Consider the following 24,966-nt stretch of genomic DNA (forward strand, 5'->3'; position numbering starts at 1 on the left):
GAGGTACTTCAGCCCTTCAAATCAACCTCATCCCTACAATCTCTTCCGCGCAACCCAGCATCCGACCGACATCGGTCACGTTCCCGAAATCATCGGTCACGTTCGCCGAAATACGCAGTCCACCCGCAGATGAGCCTGAACAGGCCCTGCGGAAGCACGTTTCCAACCGATGGTGAGCCTGGCGCGGCGGCAATCATTGCCGCCGCCCGACCGCAGGCGCTTTTTGGGGGCGCTGATCATCAACCGATGGTCATCTGCATGGACGAATCAAGAATCCGCACCGTGGCGCAAATGCGCGAGGTGCTTAAAGGCACGTACCCACTGGAATTCACTGCCGCAGGCGATGCGGTTGCGCGATGCGAATGGATTGCCGTGGTTCTCAGGCGCGTGTACTACCTCTCCTTGAGCCGCGAGGAACGCGGTGTCGTCTTGCAGTACTTGCGCCACTTCTGCGGCTTCAGTCGGGCCCAGATCACCAGGATCGTTGGACGGGCCCTGACCGGGCAGGCATTACGTGCGCCGAGGGGGCGCCGTCCAACGCCTTTGCCAGGCGCTACACGCCCGAGGACTTGGACGCCTTGGCGGACGTCGAGCGCGAGTACGGCCGGCTCTCCGGCCCGGCCACCGTCGCGGTGCTGCGCCGCATGCATCAGGTCTACGGCGACCGCCGATACGTCCGGCTGCAGCACCTGTCTTCATCGCACCTCTACAACCTGCGCCGCTCGGCCGAGTACCGTGCCCGACACACCGTGCGCACCAAGACGCGCAGCGATCGCAAGGCGGGTGCCATCGCCGTTCGGCGCGCACCGATACCAGAGAACCGACCCGGCTTCATCCGCATCGACAGCGTCCACCAAGGCAACTTCAAGGGTCGCAATGGCATCTATCACGTCAATGCGGTTGACTGCATCACCCAGTGGCAAGTGGTGGCCACGGTGCCCAACCTGACGCGCGAACACATGCTGCCGGTGCTGCGCGACATGCTTGCGCAGTTCCCGTTCAAGATCCTCGGCTTCCACAGTGATGGCGGCTCGGAGTACGTCAACTACGAGGTCGCCAGGATGCTCGAGGAGGAGCGCATCGACTTCACCCGATCGCGTCCTCGCCAATGTAGTGACAACGCCCTGGCCGAGTCCAAGAACGGCAACGTCGTGCGCCGCCAGTTCGGCTACTCCTACGTCCCGGCCGAGCGCGCGATCCTGTTCAACGACTTCTGCAAGGCCCACCTCAACCCATTCCTGAACTTCCACCGGCCCTGCCTGTTCGGCACCGAGGTGCCCGACCTAAAGAAGCCCGGCCGGCTGCGTCGTATCCATCGCCATGAGGACGTCATGACCCCGCTGGAGAAGCTTGCCATCCTGCCGGACGCAAGCAACTTCCTGCGTGAAGGCATCACCATGGAAGGACTGCATCAACTCGCGTTGAGCCAGACCGACATCGAAGCAGCGCGGCAGGTCCGAGAGGCGCGCGAGGCGATGTTGCACCAGGTTGCTGTCGAGACCCGGCCGCTCTATGGCGATGTCTGGAGCTTCGCTGCGAGCTGCGCAGCCTGATCCACCGCGTGGCTGACAATCCGATCTTCTCTAACCGATCAGAACCTCCAAAAGAACCAGAGAATCGGCCCGCTCCAGGCTTATCTCGGAATCGGAAAGTTCTTGCAGCAGGTTGCTGAAATGCCTCGTTCAAAAGTCCGCCGTAAGTGGGCTTGGGGCGTTGTCTTTGCGGAGACGGCTGGACGACTTCGTTCCTGCCGACCATCCGCTGCGCCGCATCCGAGTGATGGTCAATGAGGCGCTGGCCAAGATGGACGAGTTGTTCTCTCAGATGTACGAGGCCGACGTCACGGTCGGCCCGCCCAAGCATCGCGTCTGAGAAGCTACTGCGCGCGATGCTGCTGCAGATCCTGTTCAGCATCGTTCGGAGCGCCAGCTCATGGAGCGGCAATACAACATGTTGTTTCGCTGGTTCATCGGCTTGGCAATGGACGACACGGTGTGGGTGCCGACGGTGTTCACGAAGAACCGCCAGCGCCTGATCGAGGACGACGCGGTGGTCGCCTTCTTCAACGAAGTGCTGGAGACGGCCGAGGACAAGGATTGGTTGTTGGGAGAGCACTTCAGCGTCGATGCCACGCTGATCCAGGCCTGGGCTGGACACAAGAGCTTCGTTCGCAAGGACGGTGACGACGACGGCGGCAGTGACGGGGACTTCAAAGGGCAGCGACGCAGCAACGACACGCACAAGCCGAAGACCGATCCCGATTCGAAGCTGTACCGCAAGGGCAAGACGGCCAGCGAGCTGCGCTACATGGGACACACGCTGAGCGACAACTGTCACCGCTTGATCGTCAATGCGATGGTCACGCAGGCCGACGATCTGGGACGCGCGTCAGGCAGCCGCGAGCGCGGATGCCGAGGTCAGACTTGGCGCCGACAAAGGTTACGACGCAGCCGAGTTCATCGAAGCGCTGCATCGCATGAAGGTCACGCGGCACGTTGCGCAGAACAAGTCGGGGCGTTGCTCGGAGGTGGCCGACCAGATCGCCCAGAGCGAAGGCTATGCAATCTCCCAGCGCAAGCGCAAGCTGCACCGAGCAGGGCTTTGGCTGGGCCAAGTTCGTCGGTCCATCCGGCAGGTGATGGTGCGCGGCATCAAGACGGTCGACCAACTGTTCGTGCTGACGATGGCCGCCTACAACCTCGTGCGCATGCGGACCTTGGCAGAAGTCCGTCCGGTGGCCCCGTTGGGGGGCAGCGAGAGCCCCAAACGAGCCTCAAAGCGGGGAAGACAGCGATTAAAGCCCACCCCGAACGTCGAGATCACACAAGCGCCGTCTTCAGTGCGCAGGATGACTTCCGCGCGCTTGGTACTTCAGCAGCCTGCTAGCTACTCCGCCGCGTTTCGAACCGTTGATAAGCCTGGCGCAGCCCAGCGCCAGGGCGCGTCAAGACTCCCGGTGGATGGCCAGATAGGCATCCCGCGAAGGCGCCAGGTGGTCACGACACAGGCGGACCAGATCCGCGCGCCGACCCTCCTTCAACGCCTCGATCATTTGCCAGTGCTCCATCCGAGCGCGCTCCCTATATGTCTCGGAGGCAAGCGAAGAGAACCGGATGGGGTGCGTCTGCCGGGCGTATTCGATGATGGCCTCGCGCAAGATTTCGTTGCCAGCCAAGTCGAACAGCGCCTTGTGAAATTCCAGATTGCTCCGGAAGACCTGACGCTTGTCCGCCTTCTTGACGGCCGCGTCATGCTGGCGCTGGATTGCGACAAGGACCTTTAGATCCGAGGCTGCGACGGGAAAGGGGATCAGCCGCGCGGCCTCCGCCTCAAGCAGCATGCGAACCTGATATAGCTCTTCGACCGTCTTCGTGTCGAATGACCGAACGAGCGCACCGACGTTCTTGCGCCGCTCCACCAGCCCGAGTCGTTCGAGCGCCGAGAGGACATCCCATCTTCGAGGGAATGATGGTCTGGCCCTTGGTCAGCCGGTCCTGCTCGTCGAACCAGTGCTGCGCGGCCTTGAGGGCGAAGCCGAACCGGTCCTTCTCGGCGAGGTGGTCGAGGGTGCCGAGCGCGAGGGCGATCTCCTTGCGGCCCTCCTGGCGCTTCGCGCTCCAGGTCCCGGCGGTGCCGGGCGTCATGTACCGGAATCCGACGAAGCGGTTCGTCAGGACCTTGTGAAAATAGGGCTTGCGGCGCGGCGCGAGCTTCGCGCGGCCGGCGGGGGTGTCGATCTTGTAGGTGGCCATGTTTCTTCCATCGGAAGGGTTGAACATGGCGCAGGCCGGTATCCGTAATAGTATCGGTAAAGCGGGATAAAAACGTGGAATCGGGTGCGCCTCATCGAGAACGAAAATCGAGGTTTTCATTGGGGAAACTCGAAAATCCGTTCTCATCGAAACGCACTTTAGACCGCTTCTCGGCCCCCGGCAGGGGGTAGGCGAAGCGACACGAAGTGCGCGAAGCCTGGGGAGAGTCAGGCCAGTTGTTTGATGTCGATCCAATGGATGGCGCCGCCGAACTGCCGCACCGCTTCCATCATGTGCTGCGCGCCACCCGGCCCATCGCCGCCCTCGCCGTTCCACACGCAGACGAAGGAAACCTTGTCGCCGGCCATCCGCTGTGCCTCGTCGAGCATCCAGAGGTTGGTCCGCTCGTACGGGTCCTCGCCCTCGGCCAATGCGCCCAGCACGTCGGGCGCAATGAGCACCTCGGCTTCCGCCGCAACGATCCTGTACCGCTCCGTCCAGCGCTCGCCGGCAAAGCTGACGGATTTCGCGAGAAAGGTCGGTTCGTCGAAAGGCAGGTAGATGCGCAACGGCACGCCGGCATCGAGCACCGTTTCCGCGAAGAGGATGTCGCCGCCGCAGGCGCCGCTGCAGATCGCCACGTCGCCGGGACTCGCCTGCAGCCGGTGCACTTCGCTCTCGATCGCCCGGGCCACGGCGGGCTCCAGCGAGGGCGGGAAGCGCGGCTCGGGGCGGTCGGGCGCGTCGATCATGTGCCCGCTGAAAAGAAGAGCCCGGCCCGCGGTATTTCGGGCGGATGGATCGGATGTCACTCGCTACTCCGGTTGTCGCAACGCCGCTGCGAAGGCGGAATTGTGAGCGCCATTGCCGGGGCTGTCGATGGCGCGCGGCGGCCCCGCCCGCGGGTCGAGCGCCGCTCCGCGTCTTTGCAATTCCTTTAGGGCAATCCGGGATTCGTCAGCTTCCGTTCAGCCGATAAGATCGCGGCCATTTCAATTCGGAGAGATCATGAAGAAACTGCTCGCTTTCACGGCCATCGCAGCGGCCGTCGTGGGCGTCCACGCACAGGACTACCCCAGCAAGCCCATCAACATCGTGGTGCCTTTCGCCGCCGGCGGACCGACCGACCGCGTGGCGCGCGACCTGGCCGAAGCCCTGCGCAAGCCCCTGGGTGGCGTGAGCATCGTGATCGACAACGTGCCCGGCGCCGGCAGCTCGATCGGCGCCGCCAAGGTGGCGCGCGCGGCCCCCGACGGCTACACGCTGCTGCTGAACCACATCGGCATGTCCACCATCCCGACGCTGGTGCGCAACGTGCCCTTTAAGGTCGAAACGGACTTCGAATACCTCGGCATCGTCAACGACGTGCCGATGACGCTGACCTCCAAGCCCAGCCTGCCGGCGAACAACTACAAGGAACTCAGCACCTGGATCGCGGCCAACAAGGGCAAGATCAACCTCGGCAACGCCGGCGTCGGCTCCGCATCGCACCTGTGCGGCCTGCTCTTCCAGACCGCCACGAAGACCGAGATGACGCCCGTTCCCTACAAGGGCACGGCACCCGCCATCACCGACCTGATCGGCGGCCAGATCGACCTGCTTTGCGACCAGACGACCAACACCTCGCCGCAGATCGAGGGCAAGAAGGTGAAGGCCTTCGCCGTCACCACCGACAAGCGGCTGACCACGCCCCTCCTGAAGGACCTGCCGACGCTCCAGGAATCGGGCCTGAAGGACTTCCAGGTCACGATCTGGCATGGCCTCTACGCGCCCAAGGGCACGCCGCCCGCCATCACCAAGAAGATCAACGACGCACTCAAGGTCGCGCTGAAGGATCCGGCCTTCGTCAAGAAAGAGGAAGACCTGGGCGCCGTCGTGGCCGCCGACGGCCGCATCGAGCCCGAAGGCCACAAGAAGTTCGTCGCCGCCGAGATCGCCAAATGGAGCCCCATCATCAAGGCTGCTGGCGTTTACGCAGACTAGCTGTTGCTCGCCCCCAGGCTTCGCGCACTTCGTGTCGCTTCGCCTACCCCCTGCCGGGGGCAATGCCGGCGGACCGGCAGAGCCGGTTCCGCGGCATTTCCCGACTTTGTCGCTCGCGGCCGGCGGCAGAAGCTGGGGCCGCCATTCACGGGGGGATGGAGCGAGAATTCGTGCTCCTCTGTAGCTCTCCGCGATTCCGATCGATGAATGAAAGTAACGCGCCGCTCGACACAGCCATCGAGTTGCTGCGCTCGGCCCGACGCATCGTCGTCTTCTCAGGCGCCGGCTTGTCCAAGGCCTCCGGCATACCGACCTACCGCGATGCCGATGGCCTGTGGATGAACCAGAACGCGGTCCAGTTCTCCCATGCCGACGACCTGGCGCGCGACCCGGCGGGCTTCACGAAGTTCTGGGCGCAGCGGCTGGCCGTCGTCGAGGCCGCCAAGCCCAACCCGGGCCATCTGGCACTGGCGCAACTGCAGCGCCTGCGCCCGTCCACGCGGCTTATCACGCAGAACGTGGATGGTCTCCTGACGCTGGCCGGCGGGATGGACGTGCTGGAACTCCACGGATCGCTGCGTCGCTGGCGCTGCGACCACTGCGGCAACCGGCGTGGCCCCTGGCTGCTGCATCGCTGCAAGCGCTGCGGCTCGCGCGCCCGGCCGGACGTCGTGATGTTCGGCGAAATGCTGAACCAGGGCGTGCTGATGGACGCACAGATGGCGGCCGAGGAGTCGGACGTCTTCGTCGTGGTCGGCAGCACCGCCGTGGTCCATCCGGCGGCCGACCTGCCGCTGCTGTCGCTGGCGCGCGGCGGGCGGCTCATCACGCTCAACATGGAAGCGCTGCACCTGGATGCCTCGGCGGCCGCGGTGCTGCGCGGCGCCTCGGAGGACCTGCTGCCGCGGCTGCTCGCGGGGATGGGCTATTCGAGCACCACCCTCGGGAAATAGAACGAGACCACCCAGTTGGGAACGTCGACGATCGAGCTGATGCGCAGGTCGGCGCACACGCTGCACAGCATGTAGGCATCGATCGGCTCGTAGCCATAGCGCCGGCTCAGGAGTTCGACCATCTCCGAGACTGCCATGCGCGCGCCGGCCATCAGGTCGGGGCCGATGCCGGTCGTCACTTCGTAGCCTTTCACGTCGAAATGCCGGCTGACGGGCCCCGGCGTCACGTAGCGCGGCGAGCGCAGGCGGGCGTCCTTGACCAGCTCGAACTTGAGGGCCACGTCGATCGGGCTTTCGATCGCGGTACCGCAGACCTCGCCATCGCCCTGCGCCGCGTGCGTGTCACCGACGGAGAAGATCGCACCGTCGACCTCGATCGGCAGGTACAGCTCCGTGCCCTCGGCGATGTCGCGCGCGTCCATGTTGCCGCCGACGTTGCGCGGCGGAATGATGCTGTGCAGTCCCGGCTCGGCCGGCGCGACGCCGATGGTGCCGGTGAAGGGCCGCAGCGGCACGCGTCCGCCCGGTCCGTACATCGCGGGCGTCGATCCTCCCGCGTCGTAGTTCCAGTGGTGCAGTCTCGCCTTGGGAAACTGGTCGGTCAGCAGGCCGAAGCCGGGGATGTTGCCGGTCCATCCCCAGCCCGAGGGCCGCAGCGACAGCACCGTCACCTTGAGCGCATCGCCCGGTTTCGCACCGTCGATGTAGACCGGGCCCGTCACCGGGTTCACGTGGGCAAGGTCGAGCTTCTCGAGGTCGGCGGCGGTCGAGGTGCGCGTGAGCTGGCCGGAGGACGCGTCGACCGTCTCGAACTGCACGCTCTCGCCGGGCGCGATCGTCAGGCACGGCGGGAAGGCGTTGTTCCAGCCGTGGTGGATGTGGTCCTTGTGGATCGTGTGACGGGTGCTGAGCTCGCTCATGGGGGCGACTCCTAGACCGCGACGGTGAGGGCGCCGTCGATCACCAGGTTCGTGCCGGAGATGCGGCTGGCGGCGGGGCTCGAAATGAACACAACGCCGCGCGCCACTTCATCCGGGGTACCGAACTTGCCGGTGGGATTGACCTTGAGCGTCGACGCATACAGGTCGGGAAGGTTCTTCTCGATGTTCTGCCAGATGCCGCCGTCGAAATAGGTGTTGCCGGGCGACACGCAATTCACCCGAATGCCCTTGCCGACGAGCTGCCGGCTCAGCCCCTTGGCGTAGTGGATCAGGGCGGCCTTGATCGCGCCGTAGGAGCCCGCGGCAAAGTCGACCTCGAAGCCGGAGACGCTCGATATCAGCACGATCGACGCGCTGTCGGACTTCTCCAGGAACGGCACGGCCGCCGCCACCGCATTGACGGTGTGCATCATGTCCGTACGGAAGGACTTGTCCCAGGAATCCGCCGTGTCGCCCACGGCCAGTGCGCTCACGTTGCAGACCAGCGCGTCGATGCCGCCCAGCACCTCGGCGCTCGATGTGATCCATGCGCTCAACGCCGCGCCGTCGGCCACATCCAGCGCGCGCCCGAAGGACTTGACGCCCTTGCCCAGCAACGCGGCGGCGGTCTCTGCCACCTCCGCTTCCTTGCGCGCGCAGATCGAAACGTCCGCGCCTTCGGCGGCAAAACACTCGGCGATGGCCCTGCCGATACCCCGGCTGCCGCCGGTGACGACAGCCCGCTTGCCCTTGAGTCCGAGATCCATGGCAACTCTCCTTCTTGAGGGGGGAGTGCATTCTGAGCGCGCGCGCAGGCGCTGTAAATGTCGTCACGCGCGTCATTGCATTGGCTTGTGGCACCCCTGCGCGCCGCGCAGAATGGCAACACAGCCGCTTCCTGGAGGAACAGACGATGAAAACCGTGGCGGAAATTCTCAGGGCCAAGGGCGATTCGACGGTCCATTCCATCGAGCCCTCGGCCTCGGTCTTCGACGCCGTCAAGCTGATGGCGCAGAAGAACATCGGCGCGCTGCTCGTGATGAAGCGCGACCGCATCGTCGGTGTGGTGACCGAACGCGACTACGCACGCAAGGTAGTGCTCATGGCGCGCTCGTCGAAGGACACGCCGCTGCGCGACGTGATGACCTCCGCCGTGATCTACGTGCGGCCGAGCCAGACCAGCGAGGAATGCATGGCGCTCATGACCGAGAACCGCGTGCGCCACCTGCCGGTCATGGACGGCGGCAAGCTGGTGGGATTGATCTCGATCGGCGACATCGTGAAGGGGATCATCTCCGAGCAGAACTTCATCATCGAGCAGTTGCAGCACTACATCGCGGGAGAGCCACGCTAGTCGGCCGCTTCGCCGCCGCGGTGCGGATCACCTGGTCCGCGCGCCAGCAGTTGGCGGAGCCGGTTGCGCAGACCCGGGATCGCCATCGGCTGCGGGGCGGGCGCCTCCCACTGCCGATAGATCTCGCGTTCCCGTTCCAGGCATTGGTGCAGGGCCGCCAGGTTGCGCTCGTTGTAGGCCCAGATGCCTTGCACGATGAAGTTGCCGGGCGTTTCCAGGTCAGGGCTCGGTGCGATCGTGACGGCTTCGGCGCCGATGTCGAGCAACAGGGCCGAGCGTGCCGATGCGACCTTCATGCCGTCGCCGTGCATCTCGATCTCCCGGGTGAGCGAGTAGCTGATGGTCTGGATGCCGTCGAACTGCTCGGCAAGGTAGGTGGTGACCTCGAGCAGGACGAGAGGGCCGAAATTCCGCTTCTGTTCCTTTACGAACTGGGAAGGCAGGAAGCGCTCGATGCGCACTTCCGTCCCGTCGCGGCTGACCCTCACGGGGTCGAGCGCGCCAAGGTGGACGCTGCCGTCGTGCACGTGCATCGGCTCGCCGAGTTCATAGCGTTCTCCATCGGGCCCGGTGATGCGAAGTCTCTCGAAAGTCATCGTTCGAGAATGCCACGCACCTCCTGACGCGATGCCGGGGCAGCGTGAGGCTATCTGCCGCCGACCACGAAGACCGCACGAAACGGGCGGAAATCTGCGCGCTCAGGCCGTCATGAGATCGTCGAGCAGCCGGTAGTCGGGCAGGGTGGTGTCGATGGCGCGGCCGGCGCGCAGCACCGTGCGGTCGAACTGGGTGCGCGCGAGCATCTCCGAGTAGTTGCGCGCCTTGAGCACCAGCAGATCGGCCGGCGTGCCGGCCGCGAGCACACCACGCTCGATGCCCATGATCGCGGCCGGTGTCTCGGTGGCGGCGCGGATCCAGTCGCCGAGGGGATGGTCCAGGTGCAGGATCTTCACCGCCTGCGTGAAGGTGTCGAGCATGTCGTGGTCGCCGTAGGCGTAGAACGGATCACGGCAGTTGTCGCCCGCGACAGCGACGCGCAGGCCCCGGGCCTTCATTTCGTGCAGCACCGTGACGCCGCGCCAGCGGGGCGTGCGCGCCGCCTGGCTTCGATCCTGCAGGTACATGTTGACCGTGGGCAGGCTCACGATGTCGATGCCTGCATCCTTGCAGGCCGCGATCGTTTCCTCGATGAACTCGTCGGTCTGGAGCGCCAGGGAAGTGACGTGGCCGCAGAGGATGCGCCCGGCGAAATCCTGCGCGACGGCGGTGCGTGCCACGCGGATGAGCGCGCGGGCGCGGGGATCGGTCGATTCGTCCACGTGCAGGTCGAGGTTCAGGCCGCGTTCCGCCGCGAGTTGGAACACGCGCACGAGCGCTTCGTCCAGGTCCGGCGGCATGGTCTCCGTCGGATGTCTGGCCGAGCGCGTCACGCAGCCGAGCTTGCCGCCGCTTTCGGCCACGATGTCGGCGAGTCGGCGGCCTTCGTCCGTCAGGAAGATGTCGAGCGGCGCGATGGAAGACACCTGCAGGTCGATGCGTCCGGCCCAGCGTTCGCGCATCTCGCGGAACACCGGGAACGAGATCGACGCCTGCGGTGCCAGAGAGTCCAGATGGGTGCTGATCGCGACCACGCCCTTGGCGTACGCGGTGGCGAGGCCGAATTCCATGCGGCGGCGCACGTCGTCCGCGTTCCAGCGTGCGGTGCGGTCGCGCATCGTCGCCATCGAGGCGCCCGCGCCGTCGCCCGTGGGGTTGGGCTGGCGAGGCCAGATGTGGCCCTTGTCCAGGTGGGTGTGGCAATCGACCATGCCCGGCAGCACCATCGAGGCGTCGAGGTCCGGCCCGAGTTCGGCGGGCATCGCGCCGGCGGCGTCGATGGCCGCGATGCGGCCGTCGTCCACCAGCAGGTCGATGGCGACCAGTTCGGCGCCGGCATCGGCCGGCAGATCGGCCCGCACGAGGCAGCGGGGCGCGCGGAGATTGCGCAGGGCGAAGCGGGAGGCGACCGGCGGCGAGAAAAAGGAGTGCGTCATCGAGGAAATCGTAGCGAGGCCGACCTCGACGCAAGGAGCATGCCGGTGGCCGCGGCCGCCGGCCACGTCTACCGGTAGCTGCGCGCGTCCTCGATCACCTTGCCGTCGTTCGGCAGGCTGCCGGGCGCGACGAACTCCACCGTGCCGCGCAGCTTGGTCACGTCGCGGATCGCCTCGCCGACGCGCTCCGCCAGACCCTCCGCCGCGGCAGGGCATTCGAGGCGCAGCGTCATGCGGTCGTCCGCCATTTCGCCTTCGACGACCAGCCGCGCCCGTTGCACTTCCGGAAAGCGCCGCGCGATTTCGGCGACCTGGCCCGGGTGCACGAACATACCGCGCACCTTGGTCGTCTGGTCCGCGCGGCCGAGCCAGCCCTTGATGCGCGCATTGGTCCGCCCCGTCGGGCAGTGGCCGGGCATGACGGCAGAGAGGTCGCCGGTTCCGAAGCGGATCAGCGGGTAGTCGGGATTCAGCGTGGTCACGACGATCTCGCCGACCTCGCCTTCGCGCACCGGGTCGCCGGTGCCCGGCCGCACGATCTCGACGATCACGCCCTCGTCCAGCACGAGCCCGTCGCGCGCATTGGTCTCGTAGGCGATCAGCCCCAGGTCCGCCGTGGCGTAACACTGCAGGCCGGTCACGCCACGCTCGGCGATCCAATCGCGCAGGCTGGGCGGAAAGGCCTCGCCCGACACCAGTGCCTTGGTGAGCGAGGGCAGCGGCACCTTCTTCTCCGCGGCCTTCTCGATGATGATCCTGAGGAAACTCGGCGTACCCGCGTACCCAGCCGGCCGCAGGTCGGCAATGGCATCCACCTGCTGCTCGGTCTGACCCGTGCCCCCCGCAAAGACGGTGCAACCCAGCGCACGCGCCCCGGTCTCCATGATGGAACCCGCCGGCGTCATGTGATAGCTGAAGCTGTTGTGCACCAACTCGCCACCACGAAACCCGGCCGCGTACAGCGCACGCGCCGTGCGCCAGTAGTCGCGCGCCTCACCCTCGGGCTCATAGATCGTGCCAGGGCTCGCGAACACACGCGTCATCCTCGACCCGACCCGAATCGCCGAGAAGCCCCCGAACGGATCGCTGGCACGCCGCTCCTTCTGCAGCGCGAGCAGTTCCGACTTGCGCGTCACAGGCAGCTTCGCCAGCGCATCGCGGCTCGTGATTTCGGAGGGCTTGACGCCGTCGAGGATCTTCGCAAACGCCGAAGTCGCCGTCTGCGCCTGCATGACCTGCCGAGGCAGCGCCGCCAGCAGATCCCGCTCGCGTTCGATGGGATCGCGTATTTCAAGATCGTCGTAGTAGTCACCCATCACCGTCGACTCCCTAAATCATTTCAGTTGCGCTGTCGTGAAATACCGCGGAACCGGCTCCGCCGGGCCGCCGGTATTGCCCCCGGCAGGGGGAAGGCGAAGCGACACGAAGTGCGCGCAGCCTGGGGGCGAGCCACATGCCACCGACACGAAGTGCGCGCAGCCTGGGGGAGAGTCAAGCTAGCCACCGCTTCCTCCGCTTGTAGCTCTTCACATCCCGAAAGCTCTTGCGATCCGCGCCGCCGACGCCGAGGTAGAACTCCTTCACGTCCTCGTTCTCCCGCAGGCTCTTCGCTTCGCCGTCCATCACGATGCGGCCGTTCTCGAGGATGTAGCCGTAGTCGGCAAAGCGCAGCGCCATGTTGGTGTTCTGCTCGGCGAGCAGGAAGGTCACGCGTTCCTTCTCGTTCAGGTCCTTCACGATGCCGAACACTTCCTCGACGATCTGCGGGGCGAGGCCCATCGAGGGCTCGTCCAGCAGCACCATGTTCGGGTTCGCCATCAAGGCACGGCCGATCGCGCACATCTGCTGCTCGCCGCCCGAGGTGTAGGCGGCCTGCGAGGAGCGCCGTGTCTTCAGGCGCGGAAAGTACGCATAGACCTTCTCCAGCGTCTGCGCGACCGCGGCCTTGCCGTCGGTGCGCGTGTAGGCGCCCGTCATCAGGTTGTCCTCGATGGTGAGGTGGGCGAAACAATGCCGCCCCTCCATCACCTGGATCAGCCCGCGCTTGACCAGTTCCGATGGCGACAGCGCCTCGATGCGCTCGCCACGCAACTCGATCGTTCCCTTCGTGACCGCGCCACGCTCCCCGGCCAGCAGGTTCGAGACGGCGCGCAGCGTGGTCGTCTTCCCCGCCCCATTGCCGCCCAGCAACGCCACGATGCCGCCCTCCGGCACCACGAGCGACACGCCCTTCAACACGAGGATCACGTGGTTGTAGATGACCTCGATGCCGTTGACGTTGAGAAGAATGTTGGGTTCGCTCATGTAATGCTCTTTCAAATCCCCGCGACGCTCGCACAAGCCTTCGTGAAACACCGCGGTCCGGCTCCGCCGGTCCGCAGGTGTTGCCCCCTGCAAGTGGGTAGGCGAAGCGACACGAAGTGCGCGCAGCCTGGGGGTGTGCCTAGCTACTACAGTCAGCCACGTCGCGGCGGGTAAGTTTCTTTTCCCCGGCGTACTTCTCGCCAGCCACCTTCACCATCGGCTTGATGATCTGCTCGTCGGCCTCGTACCACTCGGGCGCGATGTTCCACTTGCTGCCGTCCCAGGTCTCGATGCGCGCCCAGGTCGAACCCATGTGGTCCTGGCACGAGGTGCTGATCGGCCGCATCACGCCGGCGAAGCCCAGTGCGTCCAGCTTCTTCTGGTCGAGCGCCAGGTTCTCCAGGCCCCAGCGCACCTGTTCGCCGGTCATGACCTTGCCCTTGCCGAAGCGCTCCTGCGCGCGCCGCACGGCTTCGACGCCGAGCATCTGGATGATCACGCCGCGCGTGTAGAGCACCGAGCCGACCTCGTCCTTCGGGCCCGTGCCCTGGCCCTTGTCGTGGACGTTCTTGAGGATGTCCTGCATCACCTTGGGTTGCGTGCCCGACGAGTTGAGCGCCAGCGCGTTGTAGCCCTTGGCATTGGCGCCCACGTCCTTCACGTCGGGTTCCGCGCCGGCCCACCACACGCCGTACATCTTCTCGCGCGGGTAGCCGGTGGCGACGGCCTCCTTGAGCGCGGTCGAGTTCATCACGCCCCAGCCCCACAGCAGCACATAGTCGGGGCGCGACTGGCGCACCTGCAGCCAGGCCGATTTCTGTTCGATGCCGGGCGCGGCGACCGGGATCAGCGACAGCTCGAAGCCATTCATCTTCGCGCGCTCCTGCAGCAGCGGGATCGGTTCCTTGCCGAAGGGCGAGTCGTGATAGACCAGCGCGATCTTCTTGCCCTTGAGCTTGTCGGCGCCGCCTTCCTTCTTGGCGATGTGCTGGATGAGGATGTCCGCCGCGGTCCAGTAGCTGCCCATCAGCGGGAAGTTCCACTTGAACACGTTGCCGTCCTGCGAGGCCGAGAGGCCGTAGCCCAGCGTGATCAGCGGGATCTTGTCGACCGGCGCCTTGTCGGTCAGCGCGAAGGTGATGCCTGTCGCCTGCGGATCGATCAGCGTCGCGCCCTTGCCCTTCAGGCGCTCGTAGCATTCGACGCCCTTGTCGGTCGCGTAGCCGGTCTCGCATTCCTCGTAGCTGAGCTTCACGCCGTTGATGCCGCCGGTCGCATTGATGAGCTTGATGTAGTCCTGCTTGCCGTTGGCCCATGGCGTGCCGTTGGGCGCGTAGGGCCCGGTGCGATACACCAGCAGCGGGAAGAACTGCTCCTTGGCCTGCGCCTGCACGAGCGATGGCGCGAGCATCGCGCCGAGGGTGCTGGCCGCCAGGGCGGCGGTCACAGCGAGCGATTTCAGTTTCATGCCAGTCTCCTTTGGGGCACTGCGTGCCGGTTTGCTAACGAAATCAGTGTGGGAACGGCCAGAGGCGCAGCTTTTCCTTGGCGGTCGACCACAGTCTTGCGAGCCCATGCGGCTCGACGATGAGGAAGAACACGATGAGCGCGCCGAAGATCATGAATTCGAGGTGCGACGCCAGGGCCGTCGAGATCGAGATGCCGAACCATCCCGGAAGCTGGTTGAGCAGGATCGGCAGCAGCACGATGAAGGCGGCGCCGAAGAAGCTGCCCATGATCGAGCCGAGGCCGCCAATGATCACCATGAAGAGCAGCTGGAACGAGCGGTCGATGTTGAAGGCGGCGGGCTCCCAGGTGCCCAGGTGCACGAAGCCCCACAGCGCGCCGGCCACGCCGACGATGAACGAACTCACCGCGAAGGCGGAGAGCTTGGCGTACACGGGCCGGATGCCGATCACCGCGGCGGCGACGTCCATGTCGCGCATCGCCATCCATTCGCGGCCGATCGCGCTGCGCACGAGGTTCTTGGCGAGCACCGCGAACACCACCAGGAGCGTCAGGCACAGCAGGTATTTCTGCACCGCGGTCTCCACCGGAAAGCCGAACAGGTTCAGGCCCGAGGCGGTGACCGAACCCGACGACGAATTGTTGGTGAGCCAGTTGATCCGCAGGAAGGCCCAGTCGACGAAGAACTGCGCGGCCAGTGTCGCCACGGCCAGGTACAGCCCCTTGATGCGCAGGCTCGGGATGCCGAAGAGCACGCCGATCGCGGTCGAGCACAGCCCGCCGAGCAGCAGCGACAGGATCAGCGGCATGCCTTCGATGCGCACGTGGAAGTTGTACGCGGCGTACGCGCCCACCGCCATGAAGGCACCGGTGCCGAGCGAGATCTGCCCGCAGTAGCCCACCAGGATGTTGAGCCCCAGCGCCGCGAGCGCGAGGATCAGGAAGGGAATCAGGATGGCGCGGAACCAGTACTCCGGTGCGGTCATCGGCACCACGGCAAAGGCAAAGACCAGCAGGGCGAGCATCAGCACGCGGTCCTGCAGGATCGGGAAGATCTGTTGGTCGGCGCGGTACGTCGACTTGAACTGGCCGTTTTCGCGGTAGAACATCAATGACTCCGCTGTGGCGAGAGGGCCGTTCCAGGAATACCGCGGAACCGGCTCTGCCGGGCCGCGGGTATTGCCCCCTGGAAGGGGGTTGGCGGCCACACGAAGTGGGCAAGCCTGGGGAAGAGCTTCATGCTAGACCCGATCGATGATTTTTTCGCCGAACAGGCCCTGCGGCCTCACGAGGAGGAAGACAAGGGCCAGCACGTAGGCGAACCAGATCTCGATGCCGCCGCCCAGCATCGGGCCGAGGTAGATCTCCGACAGCTTCTCGCCGACGCCGATGAGCAGCCCGCCGAGGATCGCGCCCGGGATCGACGTCAGCCCGCCGAGGATCACCACCGGCAGCGCTTTCAAGGCCACGAGCGACAGCGAGAACTGCACGCCCAGCTTCGATCCCCAGATGATCCCGGCCACCAGCGCCGCGAAGCCGGCGACCGACCACACGATGACCCAGATGCGACTGAGCGGGATGCCGATCGACTGCGCGGCCTGGTGGTCGTCGGCCACCGCACGCAGCGCGCGGCCGGTCGACGTCTTCTGGAAGAAGAGCGCCAGCACCACGACCAGCGCCGCGGCGACCAACGCGGCGATCAGGTCTTCTTGGCTGAGCAGCAGGCCGCCCTGGAAGACGTTCTCCAGCACCATCAGCGGCTCCTTCGGCATGCCGACATCGATCTTGTAGATGTCGTTGCCAAAGAGTGTCTGGCCGAGTCCGTCGAGGAAGTAGGCGATGCCGAGCGTGGCCATCAGCAGGGTGATGCCTTCCTGGTTGACCAGCTTGCCGAGCACGAGCCGCTCGATCAGCCAGGCCACCACGATCATCACGCCCATGGCCGCGATGAAGGCCAGCACGTTGGCGAGCACCAGGCTCTCGAAGCCGAGCCACTTCGGCAGCCACTCCGCGAAGCGCGCCATTGCGAGCGCGGCGAAAAGCACCATCGCGCCCTGCGCGAAGTTGAAGACGCCGGAGGCCTTGTAGATGAGCACGAAGCCGATCGCGATCAGCGAATACAGCATGCCGACCATCAGGCCGCCGAAAAGAGTCTCAAGAAAAAATCCCATACCGGCTCTCTCCTAGATGAGGAATACCGCGGAACCGGCTCTGCCGGGCCGCTGGTATTGCCCCCGGCAGGGGGTTGGCGTAGCGACACGAAGTGCGCAAAGACTGGGGGCGAGTTTCATTTTTCCGTCCCGAGGTAGGCGCGGATCACGTCGGGGTTGTTCCGCACTTCATCCGGCGTTCCGTCGCCGATCTTCTTGCCGTAGTCGAGCACCACCACGCGGTCCGAGATGTCCATGACCACGCCCATGTCGTGCTCGATCAGCACGATGGTGGTCCCGAACTCGTCGTTCACGTCGAGGATGAAGCGGCTCATGTCCTGCTTCTCCTCGACGTTCATGCCGGCCATCGGCTCGTCGAGTAGCAGCACCTGCGGTTCCATGGCGAGTGCGCGGCCGAGGTCGACGCGCTTCTGCAGACCGTAGGGCAGGCGGCCCACCGGCGTCTTGCGGTGCAGCTGGATCTCGAGGAAATCGATGATGCGTTCGACGAACTCGCGGTGCGCAAGCTCCTCGCGTTCCGCGGGGCCCCAGCGCAGCGCCTGTGCGAGCAGGCCGCTCTTCATCTTGAGGTTGCGCCCCGTCATGATGTTGTCGAGCACGCTCATGCCCTTGAAGAGCGCCAGGTTCTGGAAGGTGCGTGCCACGCCCATCTCGGCCACCTGGCGCGAGTTCATGTGCTTGAACTGCCGGCCGCGAAAGGTGATGGAACCCTGCTGCGGCTGGTAGACGCCGTTGATGCAGTTGAGCATCGAGCTCTTGCCCGCGCCATTGGGGCCGATGATGGCGCGCACCTCGTGTTCCCGCACGTTGAAGCTGATGTCCGTCAGTGCCTTCACACCGCCGAAACTCAGCGAGATGTTCTGGACGTCGAGGATGACCTCGCCGATCTTGCGGTTCATCGCGGCCCCCGCGGCGCGGCGCTGGTCATGCGGCGGCCCTCATCGGCGCGAAGCGCTTCGATTCGACGATGCGGAGCGTCGCACTCACGACGCCCGTGCGCCCATCCTCGAACTTGACCTGCGTCTCGATGTACTGCTCGGACTTGCCGCCGTAGAGCGCATCGACCAGCACCGCGTACTTGCCGGCGATGAAGCCGCGCCGCACCTTGCGGGTGCGGGTGAGTTCGTCGTCATCCGGGTCGAGCTCCTTGTGCAGCACCATGAAGCGCGCGATCTGCGTGTCGCCCATACCTTCCTCCGCCGCGAGGTCGGCGTTGACCTTGGCGATGCAGTCGGCCACCAGCGCCAGCACCTCCGGCTTGCCGGCGAGGTCGACGTAGCCGCCGTAGGGCAGGCCGCGGCGTTCGGCCCAGTTGCCGACGGCCTCGTAGTCGATGTTGATGAAGGCGCAGACCTGGTCGCGCTCGTGGCCGAAGCACACGGCTTCCTTGATCTGCGGAAAGAACTTGAGCTTGTTCTCGATGTAATTGGGCGCGAACATGGCGCCGGCGGCGGCACCGACGGGTGCGGCCATGCGGCCCACGTCCTTGGCGCGGTCGATGATGCGAAGGTGGCCTTCCGCGTCGAGTACGCCGGCGTCGCCGGTGTGGAAGTAGCCGTCAGCGTCGAGCACCTCGGCGGTCGCGTCGGGCCGCTTGTAGTACTCCTTGAGCACCGAGACTCCGCGCACGAGCACCTCGCCATCCGGGGCGATCTTGAGCTCGATGCCGGGCGCCGCGCTGCCCACGGTCTGCAGCTTGACCTTGCCGTCCTGCTGCAGGCAAACGTAGGCACAGGTCTCGGTCTGGCCGTAGAACTGCTTGAGGTTGACGCCGATGGAGCGATAGAAGCGGAACAGATCGGGCCCGATCGCAGCGCCCGCCGTGTAGGCCACGCGGATGCGGCTCATGCCCAGCACGTTGCGCAGCGGCCCGTAGATCACGAGGTTGCCGATGGCGTACATCAGCCGGTCGCCCAGGCCGACCGGCGCGCCGTTGAGGATGTCGGCGCCCACGCGCCGCGCCAGGGCCATGAACTTCGCATACAGCCAGCGCTTGGGCGCGGCCGCGTCTTCCATGCGGATCGATACCGCGGTCAGCAGGCCTTCGAAGGTGCGCGGCGGGCCGAAGTAGTAGCTCGGGCCGATCTCGCGCATGTCGTTCATCACCGTCTCAGCCGATTCCGGACAGTTGAGCGTGAATCCGCCGACCAGCCATTGCGCCACCGAAAAGAGATGGTCGCCGACCCAGGCCATCGGCAGGTAGCTCATGATGTTGTCGCCGGGGCCGAGCTTGTCGGTTTCCACACCGCCGCGGCCCGCCGCGATGAAGCTCGCATGCGTCTGGCACACGCCCTTGGGCCGCCCCGTGGTGCCGGAGGTGTAGAGGATGACGGCGACGTCGCCAGGCTGGCCGGCCGCCACGCACTGGTCGAAGAAGCCGGGGTGCGCGGCGTCCCAGGCGCGGCCCAGCTCGCAGAGCTTCTCGTAGCTCAGGAGGCCCGGCTGGTCGTAGTGGCGCAGTCCGCGGGGGTCGTCATAGATGATGTGGCGCAGCGCCGGCCGCGTCTCGCGGCATTCGAGCAGCTTGTCGACCTGCTCCTGGTCCTCGACGATCACGAACTCGACCGAGGCGTCCTCCAGCATGAACACCATCTCGCCGGCAACGGCATCCTGGTAGAGCGGCACCGGCACGCCGCCCAGGCTTTGCGCCGCGACCACCGCCATATAGAGATGCGGGCGATTTGCACCGACGATCGCCAGGTTGTCGCCGGCCTTGAAGCCGAGGCTTGCCAGCCCGCAGGCAATCTCGCGAACGTCCCGGGCGACCGCCGACCAGCTCCAGGTCTGCCAGATGCCGAGATCCTTTTCGCGCACGGCGGGCGCGTCGGGCTGCTCCTTCGCATGGCTCAGCAGCAGGCGGGGAAAGGTGTTGGCGGTGGTCTGCACGATGGGCGGACTGTAGAACCAGCTTTGACGCCAACTTGTCGTTCCGACGACAATCCTAGGGACACTACTCCCGGGAGTTTCCCGATGCCCATCGGCAGTGACCGCGGCACCTCATCGATCCGCGACCGCGTGCGCCCGGCGAGTGCGGACGAACTCGACAACATTCCCTGGCTGCGCACGCTCTCGCCCGTCGAACGCCGTCGCGCCGAAGCGGCGGTGGTGGTCGGCGAGGCCGAGCCCGGCGACCTCGTATGCCGCATCGGCCGGCCGCCGACCTATTGGTTCGGCGTGGTCGAAGGCCTGCTCAAGATGAGCAACGACAACGCGGACGGCACCTCGATGACCTACAGCGGCCTGCCGCCCGGCGGCTGGTTCGGCGAGGGCACGGCGCTCAAGCGCGAGCCCTATCGCTACAACATCCAGGCGCTGCGCCGCAGCCTCGTGGCGGGGCTGCCGGTGGACGATTTCCACTGGCTTCTCGACCACTCGATCGGCTTCAACCGCTTCGTGATGAACCAGCTCAACGAGCGGCTCGGCCAGTTCATCGCCGCGCGCGAGGCCGACCGGCTCAACAACCCGGACGCGCGGGTGGCGCGCAACCTGGCGGCGCTTTTCAATCCGGTGCTGTTTCCCGGCGTGGGCGAGTTGCTGCGCATCACCCAGCAGGAGCTGGCCTATCTCATCGGGCTGTCGCGCCAGCGGGTCAACGAGGCCCTGCGGACCTTGCAGGCCCAGGGCGCGATCCGTGTCGAGTACGGTGGGCTGCGCGTCACCGACCTCGAGGCGCTGCGGGTCAACGGAATGTCGGGAAAGGGCGCGGGCTAGAAGCTACGCGTCGACCGGCAGGGCCTGGCGGAGCAGCTTGTCGTCGGCATAGGGCCGGAGGTAGGCCGCCGTCTCCTCGACCGGGCAATGCAGCCAGTCGTCGATCCAGGCGTCGCGCAGGATGACCGTGCGGCGACGCTCGGGCTGCTCGGGCACGCCAAAGGTCAGGAACGCAAAGCTCTCGACGCATTCGCCGGCGGGCGATCGCCAGCCGTTCCACAGGCCGGCCAGCGCGAGCGGCTGCCCATCGACACGCGAAACGCGGACGACCGAACCCTCGGTGTCGCCGGCCTGGAAAATGGCGTCCGCCAGGATCACGCAGCGGTGACCGCGCTTCCAGGGCTGGTAGAAATTGCGCTCGGCCGACGCGGTCTCTCCGCGTGCCTCGAAGGTGTCCTGCTCCTGGCCATCCTTCGAGAAAAGCGGGATCAGGCCCCAGCGGCCTGGAGCGATCTCGAAGCGCGCCAGCGCATCCTGGCTGGTGCGGTCCGCGCGGGGGCATCGAACGAACAGGCCCTGTTCTCCTGGCCGGACGACCGACCCGCCGGGCGGACATGCGATACCGAAGCGCTGGGCGAAATGGCCTGGCTCGCTCGCTGCTTGGTAGTGGGTTGGCATGGCCGCGAATGTAAGAAGTGCCGCCGATTTTAGTCAACACATCAGTACCATCGACGGCTCGCGGCGCCTCCGCCCGCACAACCTTTCTCACGAAACCGCTCATGACTTCATCCCACCTCACTGTCATCACCGGCGCATCCCGCGGCCTGGGACGCGCCATGGCCGAGCAGTTGCTGCAACCCGGCCAGCGCCTGCTGTGCATCTCGCGCCAGAGCGACGAGCAACTCGCCGCGCTCGCCCGTGACGCCGGCGCCGAACTGGCGCAATGGCAGCAGGACCTGTCCGATCCCGTTCCGGCCGCAGCGCGGCTGACGGCCTGGCTGCAGGGCTTCGATGCGCAGCAGTTCGAGAGCGCCACGCTCATCAATAACGCCGGCACCATCGGCCGCCCGCGCCCCCTGTCGCAAGCCGAGCCAGAGGAAGTGGCGCAGGCGCTGCGTGTGGGCCTGGAAGCGCCGATGCTCCTGACCTCTGCCTTCCTGGGCGCGACCAAAGGCTGGCGCGCCACCCGCAAGGTGCTCAACATCTCGTCCGGCCTGGGCCGCAATGCGATGGGCAGCCAGGCACCCTATTGCGCCTCCAAGGCCGGCATGGACCATTTCTCCCGCGCCGTGGCGCTCGAGGAGAAGGGCGAGGGCGCCGCGAGGATCGTCTCGCTCGCACCCGGCGTCATCGACACCGACATGCAGGTTCAACTGCGCGAAAGCGAACCCGCCCTGTTTCCGGACTACGCCCGCTTCAAGAAACTCAAGGCCGAAGGTCTCCTCGACTCCCCCGCCTCCGCCGCGGCCAAGATCCTCAAATACCTCGACCGCCCGGATTTCGGCAGCAACCCCGTGGCGGACATCCGCGACCCCGCCTGAGCTATTGCAGCGTGAAGCGGTCGCGCGTGGCACGCGCGCATTCGTTCATGACGGTCAGCCCGCGCAACACCGCTTCGTTGCCGATGACGAAGGGGTTGGGCTGCAGCCCGGGTTGCTGGCGAAGCGCCTCCAGCCGGGGCAGTGCGCTGTCGTAGCCGGAATGGTTCGACAGAAGCACGTCGACTTTCTGGTCCCGGGCCACCGTGCTCATGCGCTGGGTGGCCTGGATGTAACTGTCGAGCCGCGGAATGTCCTTGCCGAAATTGAAGGCCGTGCCGCCCCAGAGCATGGCGCGGTAAGTGCGGCCGCCCGACTTCACGTCGAACACCGGCGTGATCGTGCCCATCGTGTGCCCCGGCGTCAGGTAGAGCGTGACGGTGGTGTCGCCCAGCGTGATGCGGTCACCGTCGTTCACCGCCATGTCGCGTCGGGGCGGCGCGCCCCAGAGCGGCGTGGTGAACTCGAGCTGGGTCTCGGTCATCTTCCAGTCGACTTCGCTCATCACGATGCGCGGGTGGTATTTCTGCACGAGGTAGCGGGCGCCGCCATAGTGGTCGCCATGTCCGTGCGTGACGATGACGTACTTGATCTGTGACGGATCGAGCCCGAGCTTGCGCATCCCGCCGTCGATCAGCGCTGTCGCCTCGGCCTCGTTGTTGAGTGCGTCGATGAGGATGATGCCGTCCGAGGTCTTGATGGCCCAGGCGCTGACCCAGTCGGCCCCGACGTAGTACAGGTTGTCGAAAGCCTGTCCCGGAGGCGGTGGCGGCTTGTTGATGAGGGCCGCGATGCCCCTGTCCGCTTCCGCCTGCGGCGGCTTGGTCGCTGCGGCCGGCGCGCAGAGCACCAGCAGGGGCTTGAGGTCCGTGCCCGCCGCCTGCGTGGCAGCGGAAACATGCGCTGAAACCGTGGACTGCGACGCCGGCTGGGCGCAGGCCGAAAGCAGGGCGGCTGCGGCGAAGGCGGCGCCAAGGCGGCGCCGGGTGAGAAATCCGGTGTTCATTGGCGGTCTCCTTGCCGGTGCCCGGCTTGTCATGAGACCGCGATTCTGCGGCCTCTACTCGATCGTTGCACCCGAGGCTTGCACGATGCCGCGCCACTTCTGGTAGTCGGTCTTCAGCAGCGTGCCGAACTGTTCGGGCGTCATGCTCTGCGGCTCGGCACCCTGGGCGATGATCGCGGCCTTCATTTCAGGCGTCGCCAGCAGCTTGTTCACCTCGGCATTCACCGTCATCACGATCTCCTTCGGCGTGCCCGCCGGCATGAACAGGCCATACCAGGTGCTCACGTCGAAGTCCTTGTAGCCCAGTTCGGCCACGCTCGGCACGTCGGGCAGCGAGCTGCTGCGACGCAGCGAGGTCACCGCCAGCGGGCGCAGCTTGCCGGATTTGATCTGGGCCATGGCCGAGGGCAGCGAGGACACCATCAGGTCGACGTTGCCGGCCAGCACGTCCATCATCGCGGCGTTGGAGCCCTTGTAGGGCACGTGGCGCATCTTGATGTTCGCGGCGGTCTTGAAGATCTCGCCGGCCAGGTGGATGGTCGTGCCGTTGCCCGGCGAGCCGTAGGTGATCGAATCGGGCGCCGCGCGGGCGGCGTTCACCACGTCCGCCAGCGTCTTGAACTTCGACTCGGTGCGGGTGACGATCACCACGGGCGTGTAGGCCACGTGCGCCACGGCGGTCAGGTCTTTTGTCGGGTCGTAGCTGAGGTTCTTGTAGAGCCACGGTGCGACGACCATGTTGTCCTTCTGGCCCATCACCATGTCGTAGCCGGTCGGCGCGGAGCGCACGGCCTCGGCGATGCCGATGGTGCCGCCCGCGCCGGCGCGGTTGTCGGGCACCACCGTCCACTTGCTGGTTTCGGTGAGCTTGTTCGCGACGAGGCGCGAGAGGATGTCGGTGCCGCCGCCGGGCGGGAAGGGCACGATCAGGCGGATGGGCTTGGCGGGGTAGGGCTGGGCGTGGGCGGCGGCGGCAAATGCCAGCCCCAGGACGACGGAGGTGAGCAGCTTTCGGATCATGGGGTGATCAGTGTGCCGGAACGGGACAGCCCAAGCGTTCGCGATTCGAGATGCCCGCCGTATCGAACGACGACTTCCTCGTGCGCGCCGGGCTCAGTGGATGGTGGGCGGGCCCAGGTCTTCGGACGGGTCCACGAAAGCCGTCACGATCGGGGCATTGCTTGCGCCGGGTCCGCGGTCGTCGGCGCGACGCTGCAGCGCCGCGATGCCGGCCATCATGGCCGCGCCGTACGTGGGCATCGGCCCTGCGGCGGCGTCGATGGGGCGGCAGTCGCCGCCGTCCTGTTTCTGCAGAACCCAGTAGAAGTGGCCGGCGATCGGTTCGTCGACGACCAGTGCGATTGCTTCGGCGTCCATGTCATGTTCCCTTTGGTCACTTCGGATGTTGGGGTTGTACGCATCGCCCGGGCGATCGGATAGCAACGAATTCACGCGGGGACGGGCGCCATTGCAAAAGCGCCGCCATGTGTGCAATACGCACACTTCGCCGACGGCAAAAGGCGACGCGTCTGATGGCATTTACGCTTTCTTTACGGCCCCCCTCCGACTCTCTTCCCCCTTTTTACGCACGTCTGCCGAGACTGGAGCCCTTGTCTCGCATGCAGGAGTGATAAATGGACATCGTGTGGATTGCCGCCCTCGCGGCACTGTGGGTCGTGATGGCCGAGATGGTGGTCGGGCTTTTCAAGCTGGCCGGCCCCAGGGGAGAGCGGTCGTGATCAGCCTCGAGATCCTCTACGGATTCGGCGGCCTGATCGCCGTGATCCTTTTTGCGTACCTTGTGTTCGCGCTGATCTGCGCAGAGGAATTCTGA

At 66.0% G+C, this 24,966-nt stretch carries 23 protein-coding genes and 2 pseudogenes; 8 read left to right on the forward strand and 17 right to left on the reverse strand.

Translation table 11 applies throughout. The features are described 5' to 3' along the window. Window positions 1-569: 569 nt before the first annotated feature. Together ACSFBL_RS29940 and ACSFBL_RS29945 are read left to right on the forward strand one after the other, a co-directional pair. Window positions 570-1,553 carry a DDE-type integrase/transposase/recombinase gene (locus ACSFBL_RS29940; protein WP_435519454.1) on the forward strand — a complete coding sequence of 328 codons (984 nt, stop codon included), beginning with the start codon at window positions 570-572 and terminating at the stop codon, window positions 1,551-1,553. A 160-nt stretch (window positions 1,554-1,713) separates the two neighbouring features. Continuing rightward, window positions 1,714-2,734, forward strand: a pseudogene (locus ACSFBL_RS29945) (IS5 family transposase); the annotation flags it as partial. A gap of 210 nt (window positions 2,735-2,944) precedes the next feature. Here ACSFBL_RS29945 and ACSFBL_RS29950 read toward each other — a convergent pair. After that, window positions 2,945-3,451, reverse strand: a pseudogene (locus ACSFBL_RS29950) (GntR family transcriptional regulator); the annotation flags it as partial. 528 nt (window positions 3,452-3,979) lie between these two features. Then, window positions 3,980-4,564, reverse strand: coding sequence for a hypothetical protein (locus ACSFBL_RS29955; RefSeq protein WP_435519455.1), 585 nt, complete (start codon window positions 4,562-4,564; stop codon window positions 3,980-3,982). A gap of 196 nt (window positions 4,565-4,760) precedes the next feature. On the opposite strand from ACSFBL_RS29955, the gene ACSFBL_RS29960 reads away from it, so the two are divergent. After that, window positions 4,761-5,735 carry a tripartite tricarboxylate transporter substrate-binding protein gene (locus tag ACSFBL_RS29960; RefSeq protein ID WP_435519456.1) on the forward strand — a complete coding sequence of 325 codons (975 nt, stop codon included), beginning with the start codon at window positions 4,761-4,763 and terminating at the stop codon, window positions 5,733-5,735. Between the two features lie 203 nt (window positions 5,736-5,938). After that, complete coding sequence (locus ACSFBL_RS29965; protein ID WP_435519457.1) at window positions 5,939-6,688, forward strand: SIR2 family NAD-dependent protein deacylase; 750 nt, start codon at window positions 5,939-5,941, stop codon at window positions 6,686-6,688. Here the strand turns inward: ACSFBL_RS29965 and ACSFBL_RS29970 are convergent. Both ACSFBL_RS29970 and ACSFBL_RS29975 read right to left on the reverse strand, forming a co-directional pair. After that, window positions 6,661-7,608, reverse strand: coding sequence for an acetamidase/formamidase family protein (locus ACSFBL_RS29970; protein ID WP_435519458.1), 948 nt, complete (start codon window positions 7,606-7,608; stop codon window positions 6,661-6,663). The two genes, ACSFBL_RS29965 and ACSFBL_RS29970, sit on opposite strands and share 28 nt — an antisense overlap. 11 nt (window positions 7,609-7,619) lie before the next feature. Next, window positions 7,620-8,375 carry an SDR family NAD(P)-dependent oxidoreductase gene (locus ACSFBL_RS29975; RefSeq protein WP_435519459.1) on the reverse strand — a complete coding sequence of 252 codons (756 nt, stop codon included), beginning with the start codon at window positions 8,373-8,375 and terminating at the stop codon, window positions 7,620-7,622. A gap of 146 nt (window positions 8,376-8,521) precedes the next feature. On the opposite strand from ACSFBL_RS29975, the gene ACSFBL_RS29980 reads away from it, so the two are divergent. Beyond that, window positions 8,522-8,962, forward strand: coding sequence for a CBS domain-containing protein (locus ACSFBL_RS29980; RefSeq protein WP_435519460.1), 441 nt, complete (start codon window positions 8,522-8,524; stop codon window positions 8,960-8,962). On the opposite strand, the gene ACSFBL_RS29985 is transcribed toward ACSFBL_RS29980, so the two are convergent. From ACSFBL_RS29985 to ACSFBL_RS30025, 9 genes are all read right to left on the reverse strand, one after another. Continuing rightward, complete coding sequence (locus ACSFBL_RS29985; protein WP_435519461.1) at window positions 8,959-9,558, reverse strand: ligand-gated ion channel; 600 nt, start codon at window positions 9,556-9,558, stop codon at window positions 8,959-8,961. The two genes, ACSFBL_RS29980 and ACSFBL_RS29985, sit on opposite strands and share 4 nt — an antisense overlap. 102 nt (window positions 9,559-9,660) lie before the next feature. After that, window positions 9,661-10,995, reverse strand: a complete 1,335-nt coding sequence (locus tag ACSFBL_RS29990) for a cytosine deaminase (RefSeq protein ID WP_435519462.1) — start codon at window positions 10,993-10,995, stop codon at window positions 9,661-9,663. Window positions 10,996-11,063: 68 nt separating this feature from the next. Beyond that, window positions 11,064-12,311 carry a phenylacetate--CoA ligase family protein gene (locus tag ACSFBL_RS29995; protein ID WP_435519463.1) on the reverse strand — a complete coding sequence of 416 codons (1,248 nt, stop codon included), beginning with the start codon at window positions 12,309-12,311 and terminating at the stop codon, window positions 11,064-11,066. Window positions 12,312-12,486: 175 nt separating this feature from the next. After that, complete coding sequence (locus ACSFBL_RS30000; protein WP_435519464.1) at window positions 12,487-13,299, reverse strand: ABC transporter ATP-binding protein; 813 nt, start codon at window positions 13,297-13,299, stop codon at window positions 12,487-12,489. Window positions 13,300-13,438: 139 nt separating this feature from the next. Next, window positions 13,439-14,767: an ABC transporter substrate-binding protein gene (locus ACSFBL_RS30005; RefSeq protein ID WP_435519465.1), complete on the reverse strand. Its 1,329-nt coding sequence runs from the start codon at window positions 14,765-14,767 to the stop codon at window positions 13,439-13,441. Window positions 14,768-14,810: 43 nt separating this feature from the next. Further along, window positions 14,811-15,875, reverse strand: coding sequence for a branched-chain amino acid ABC transporter permease (locus tag ACSFBL_RS30010; protein WP_435519466.1), 1,065 nt, complete (start codon window positions 15,873-15,875; stop codon window positions 14,811-14,813). A 132-nt stretch (window positions 15,876-16,007) separates the two neighbouring features. Beyond that, a complete protein-coding gene (locus ACSFBL_RS30015; RefSeq protein WP_435519467.1) occupies window positions 16,008-16,937 on the reverse strand; it encodes a branched-chain amino acid ABC transporter permease in 930 nt (309 codons plus the stop codon). Window positions 16,938-17,053: 116 nt separating this feature from the next. Continuing rightward, window positions 17,054-17,836, reverse strand: coding sequence for an ABC transporter ATP-binding protein (locus ACSFBL_RS30020; protein ID WP_435519468.1), 783 nt, complete (start codon window positions 17,834-17,836; stop codon window positions 17,054-17,056). Between the two features lie 25 nt (window positions 17,837-17,861). Then, complete coding sequence (locus ACSFBL_RS30025) at window positions 17,862-19,823, reverse strand: AMP-dependent synthetase/ligase (protein ID WP_435519469.1); 1,962 nt, start codon at window positions 19,821-19,823, stop codon at window positions 17,862-17,864. A gap of 84 nt (window positions 19,824-19,907) precedes the next feature. Between ACSFBL_RS30025 and ACSFBL_RS30030 the strand changes: the two genes are divergently transcribed. Then, a complete protein-coding gene (locus tag ACSFBL_RS30030; protein WP_435519470.1) occupies window positions 19,908-20,648 on the forward strand; it encodes a Crp/Fnr family transcriptional regulator in 741 nt (246 codons plus the stop codon). A 3-nt stretch (window positions 20,649-20,651) separates the two neighbouring features. On the opposite strand, the gene ACSFBL_RS30035 is transcribed toward ACSFBL_RS30030, so the two are convergent. Then, window positions 20,652-21,266: an SOS response-associated peptidase family protein gene (locus ACSFBL_RS30035; protein ID WP_435519471.1), complete on the reverse strand. Its 615-nt coding sequence runs from the start codon at window positions 21,264-21,266 to the stop codon at window positions 20,652-20,654. Window positions 21,267-21,367: 101 nt separating this feature from the next. Here ACSFBL_RS30035 and ACSFBL_RS30040 point away from each other — a divergent pair, with 101 nt between their 5' ends. Further along, window positions 21,368-22,129, forward strand: coding sequence for an SDR family NAD(P)-dependent oxidoreductase (locus ACSFBL_RS30040; protein WP_435519472.1), 762 nt, complete (start codon window positions 21,368-21,370; stop codon window positions 22,127-22,129). 1 nt (window position 22,130) lies between these two features. Here the strand turns inward: ACSFBL_RS30040 and ACSFBL_RS30045 are convergent, their stop codons facing one another. The 3 genes from ACSFBL_RS30045 to ACSFBL_RS30055 all read right to left on the reverse strand — a co-directional run bounded on the left by ACSFBL_RS30045 (window position 22,131) and on the right by ACSFBL_RS30055 (window position 24,509). After that, entirely contained in the window at window positions 22,131-23,132 is a 1,002-nt protein-coding gene (locus ACSFBL_RS30045; RefSeq protein ID WP_435519473.1) for an MBL fold metallo-hydrolase, read from the reverse strand. 54 nt (window positions 23,133-23,186) lie between these two features. Further along, a complete protein-coding gene (locus ACSFBL_RS30050; RefSeq protein WP_435519474.1) occupies window positions 23,187-24,152 on the reverse strand; it encodes a Bug family tripartite tricarboxylate transporter substrate binding protein in 966 nt (321 codons plus the stop codon). Window positions 24,153-24,245: 93 nt separating this feature from the next. Beyond that, window positions 24,246-24,509 carry a hypothetical protein gene (locus ACSFBL_RS30055; protein ID WP_435519475.1) on the reverse strand — a complete coding sequence of 88 codons (264 nt, stop codon included), beginning with the start codon at window positions 24,507-24,509 and terminating at the stop codon, window positions 24,246-24,248. 358 nt (window positions 24,510-24,867) lie between these two features. On the opposite strand from ACSFBL_RS30055, the gene kdpF reads away from it, so the two are divergent. After that, a complete protein-coding gene (gene kdpF / locus ACSFBL_RS30060; RefSeq protein ID WP_435519476.1) occupies window positions 24,868-24,966 on the forward strand; it encodes a K(+)-transporting ATPase subunit F in 99 nt (32 codons plus the stop codon).

The sequence above is a fragment of the Variovorax glacialis genome, from assembly GCF_051216375.1.
GTDB lineage: Bacteria > Pseudomonadota > Gammaproteobacteria > Burkholderiales > Burkholderiaceae_C > Variovorax.

Coding starts and splice junctions, on each gene's coding strand:
- ACSFBL_RS30030 (WP_435519470.1), top strand. CDS start 19,908: ATGCCCATCGGCAGTGACCGCGGCACCTCATCGATCCGCGACCGCGTG.
- ACSFBL_RS29990 (WP_435519462.1), bottom strand. CDS start 10,995: ATGACGCACTCCTTTTTCTCGCCGCCGGTCGCCTCCCGCTTCGCCCTG.
- ACSFBL_RS29995 (WP_435519463.1), bottom strand. CDS start 12,311: ATGGGTGACTACTACGACGATCTTGAAATACGCGATCCCATCGAACGC.
- ACSFBL_RS30005 (WP_435519465.1), bottom strand. CDS start 14,767: ATGAAACTGAAATCGCTCGCTGTGACCGCCGCCCTGGCGGCCAGCACC.
- ACSFBL_RS30050 (WP_435519474.1), bottom strand. CDS start 24,152: ATGATCCGAAAGCTGCTCACCTCCGTCGTCCTGGGGCTGGCATTTGCC.
- ACSFBL_RS30045 (WP_435519473.1), bottom strand. CDS start 23,132: ATGAACACCGGATTTCTCACCCGGCGCCGCCTTGGCGCCGCCTTCGCC.
- ACSFBL_RS30000 (WP_435519464.1), bottom strand. CDS start 13,299: ATGAGCGAACCCAACATTCTTCTCAACGTCAACGGCATCGAGGTCATC.
- ACSFBL_RS30055 (WP_435519475.1), bottom strand. CDS start 24,509: ATGGACGCCGAAGCAATCGCACTGGTCGTCGACGAACCGATCGCCGGC.
- ACSFBL_RS30035 (WP_435519471.1), bottom strand. CDS start 21,266: ATGCCAACCCACTACCAAGCAGCGAGCGAGCCAGGCCATTTCGCCCAG.
- ACSFBL_RS29985 (WP_435519461.1), bottom strand. CDS start 9,558: ATGACTTTCGAGAGACTTCGCATCACCGGGCCCGATGGAGAACGCTAT.
- ACSFBL_RS30020 (WP_435519468.1), bottom strand. CDS start 17,836: ATGAACCGCAAGATCGGCGAGGTCATCCTCGACGTCCAGAACATCTCG.
- ACSFBL_RS29965 (WP_435519457.1), top strand. CDS start 5,939: ATGAATGAAAGTAACGCGCCGCTCGACACAGCCATCGAGTTGCTGCGC.
- ACSFBL_RS30015 (WP_435519467.1), bottom strand. CDS start 16,937: ATGGGATTTTTTCTTGAGACTCTTTTCGGCGGCCTGATGGTCGGCATG.
- ACSFBL_RS29970 (WP_435519458.1), bottom strand. CDS start 7,608: ATGAGCGAGCTCAGCACCCGTCACACGATCCACAAGGACCACATCCAC.
- ACSFBL_RS29980 (WP_435519460.1), top strand. CDS start 8,522: ATGAAAACCGTGGCGGAAATTCTCAGGGCCAAGGGCGATTCGACGGTC.
- ACSFBL_RS30040 (WP_435519472.1), top strand. CDS start 21,368: ATGACTTCATCCCACCTCACTGTCATCACCGGCGCATCCCGCGGCCTG.
- ACSFBL_RS29975 (WP_435519459.1), bottom strand. CDS start 8,375: ATGGATCTCGGACTCAAGGGCAAGCGGGCTGTCGTCACCGGCGGCAGC.
- ACSFBL_RS29960 (WP_435519456.1), top strand. CDS start 4,761: ATGAAGAAACTGCTCGCTTTCACGGCCATCGCAGCGGCCGTCGTGGGC.
- ACSFBL_RS30010 (WP_435519466.1), bottom strand. CDS start 15,875: ATGTTCTACCGCGAAAACGGCCAGTTCAAGTCGACGTACCGCGCCGAC.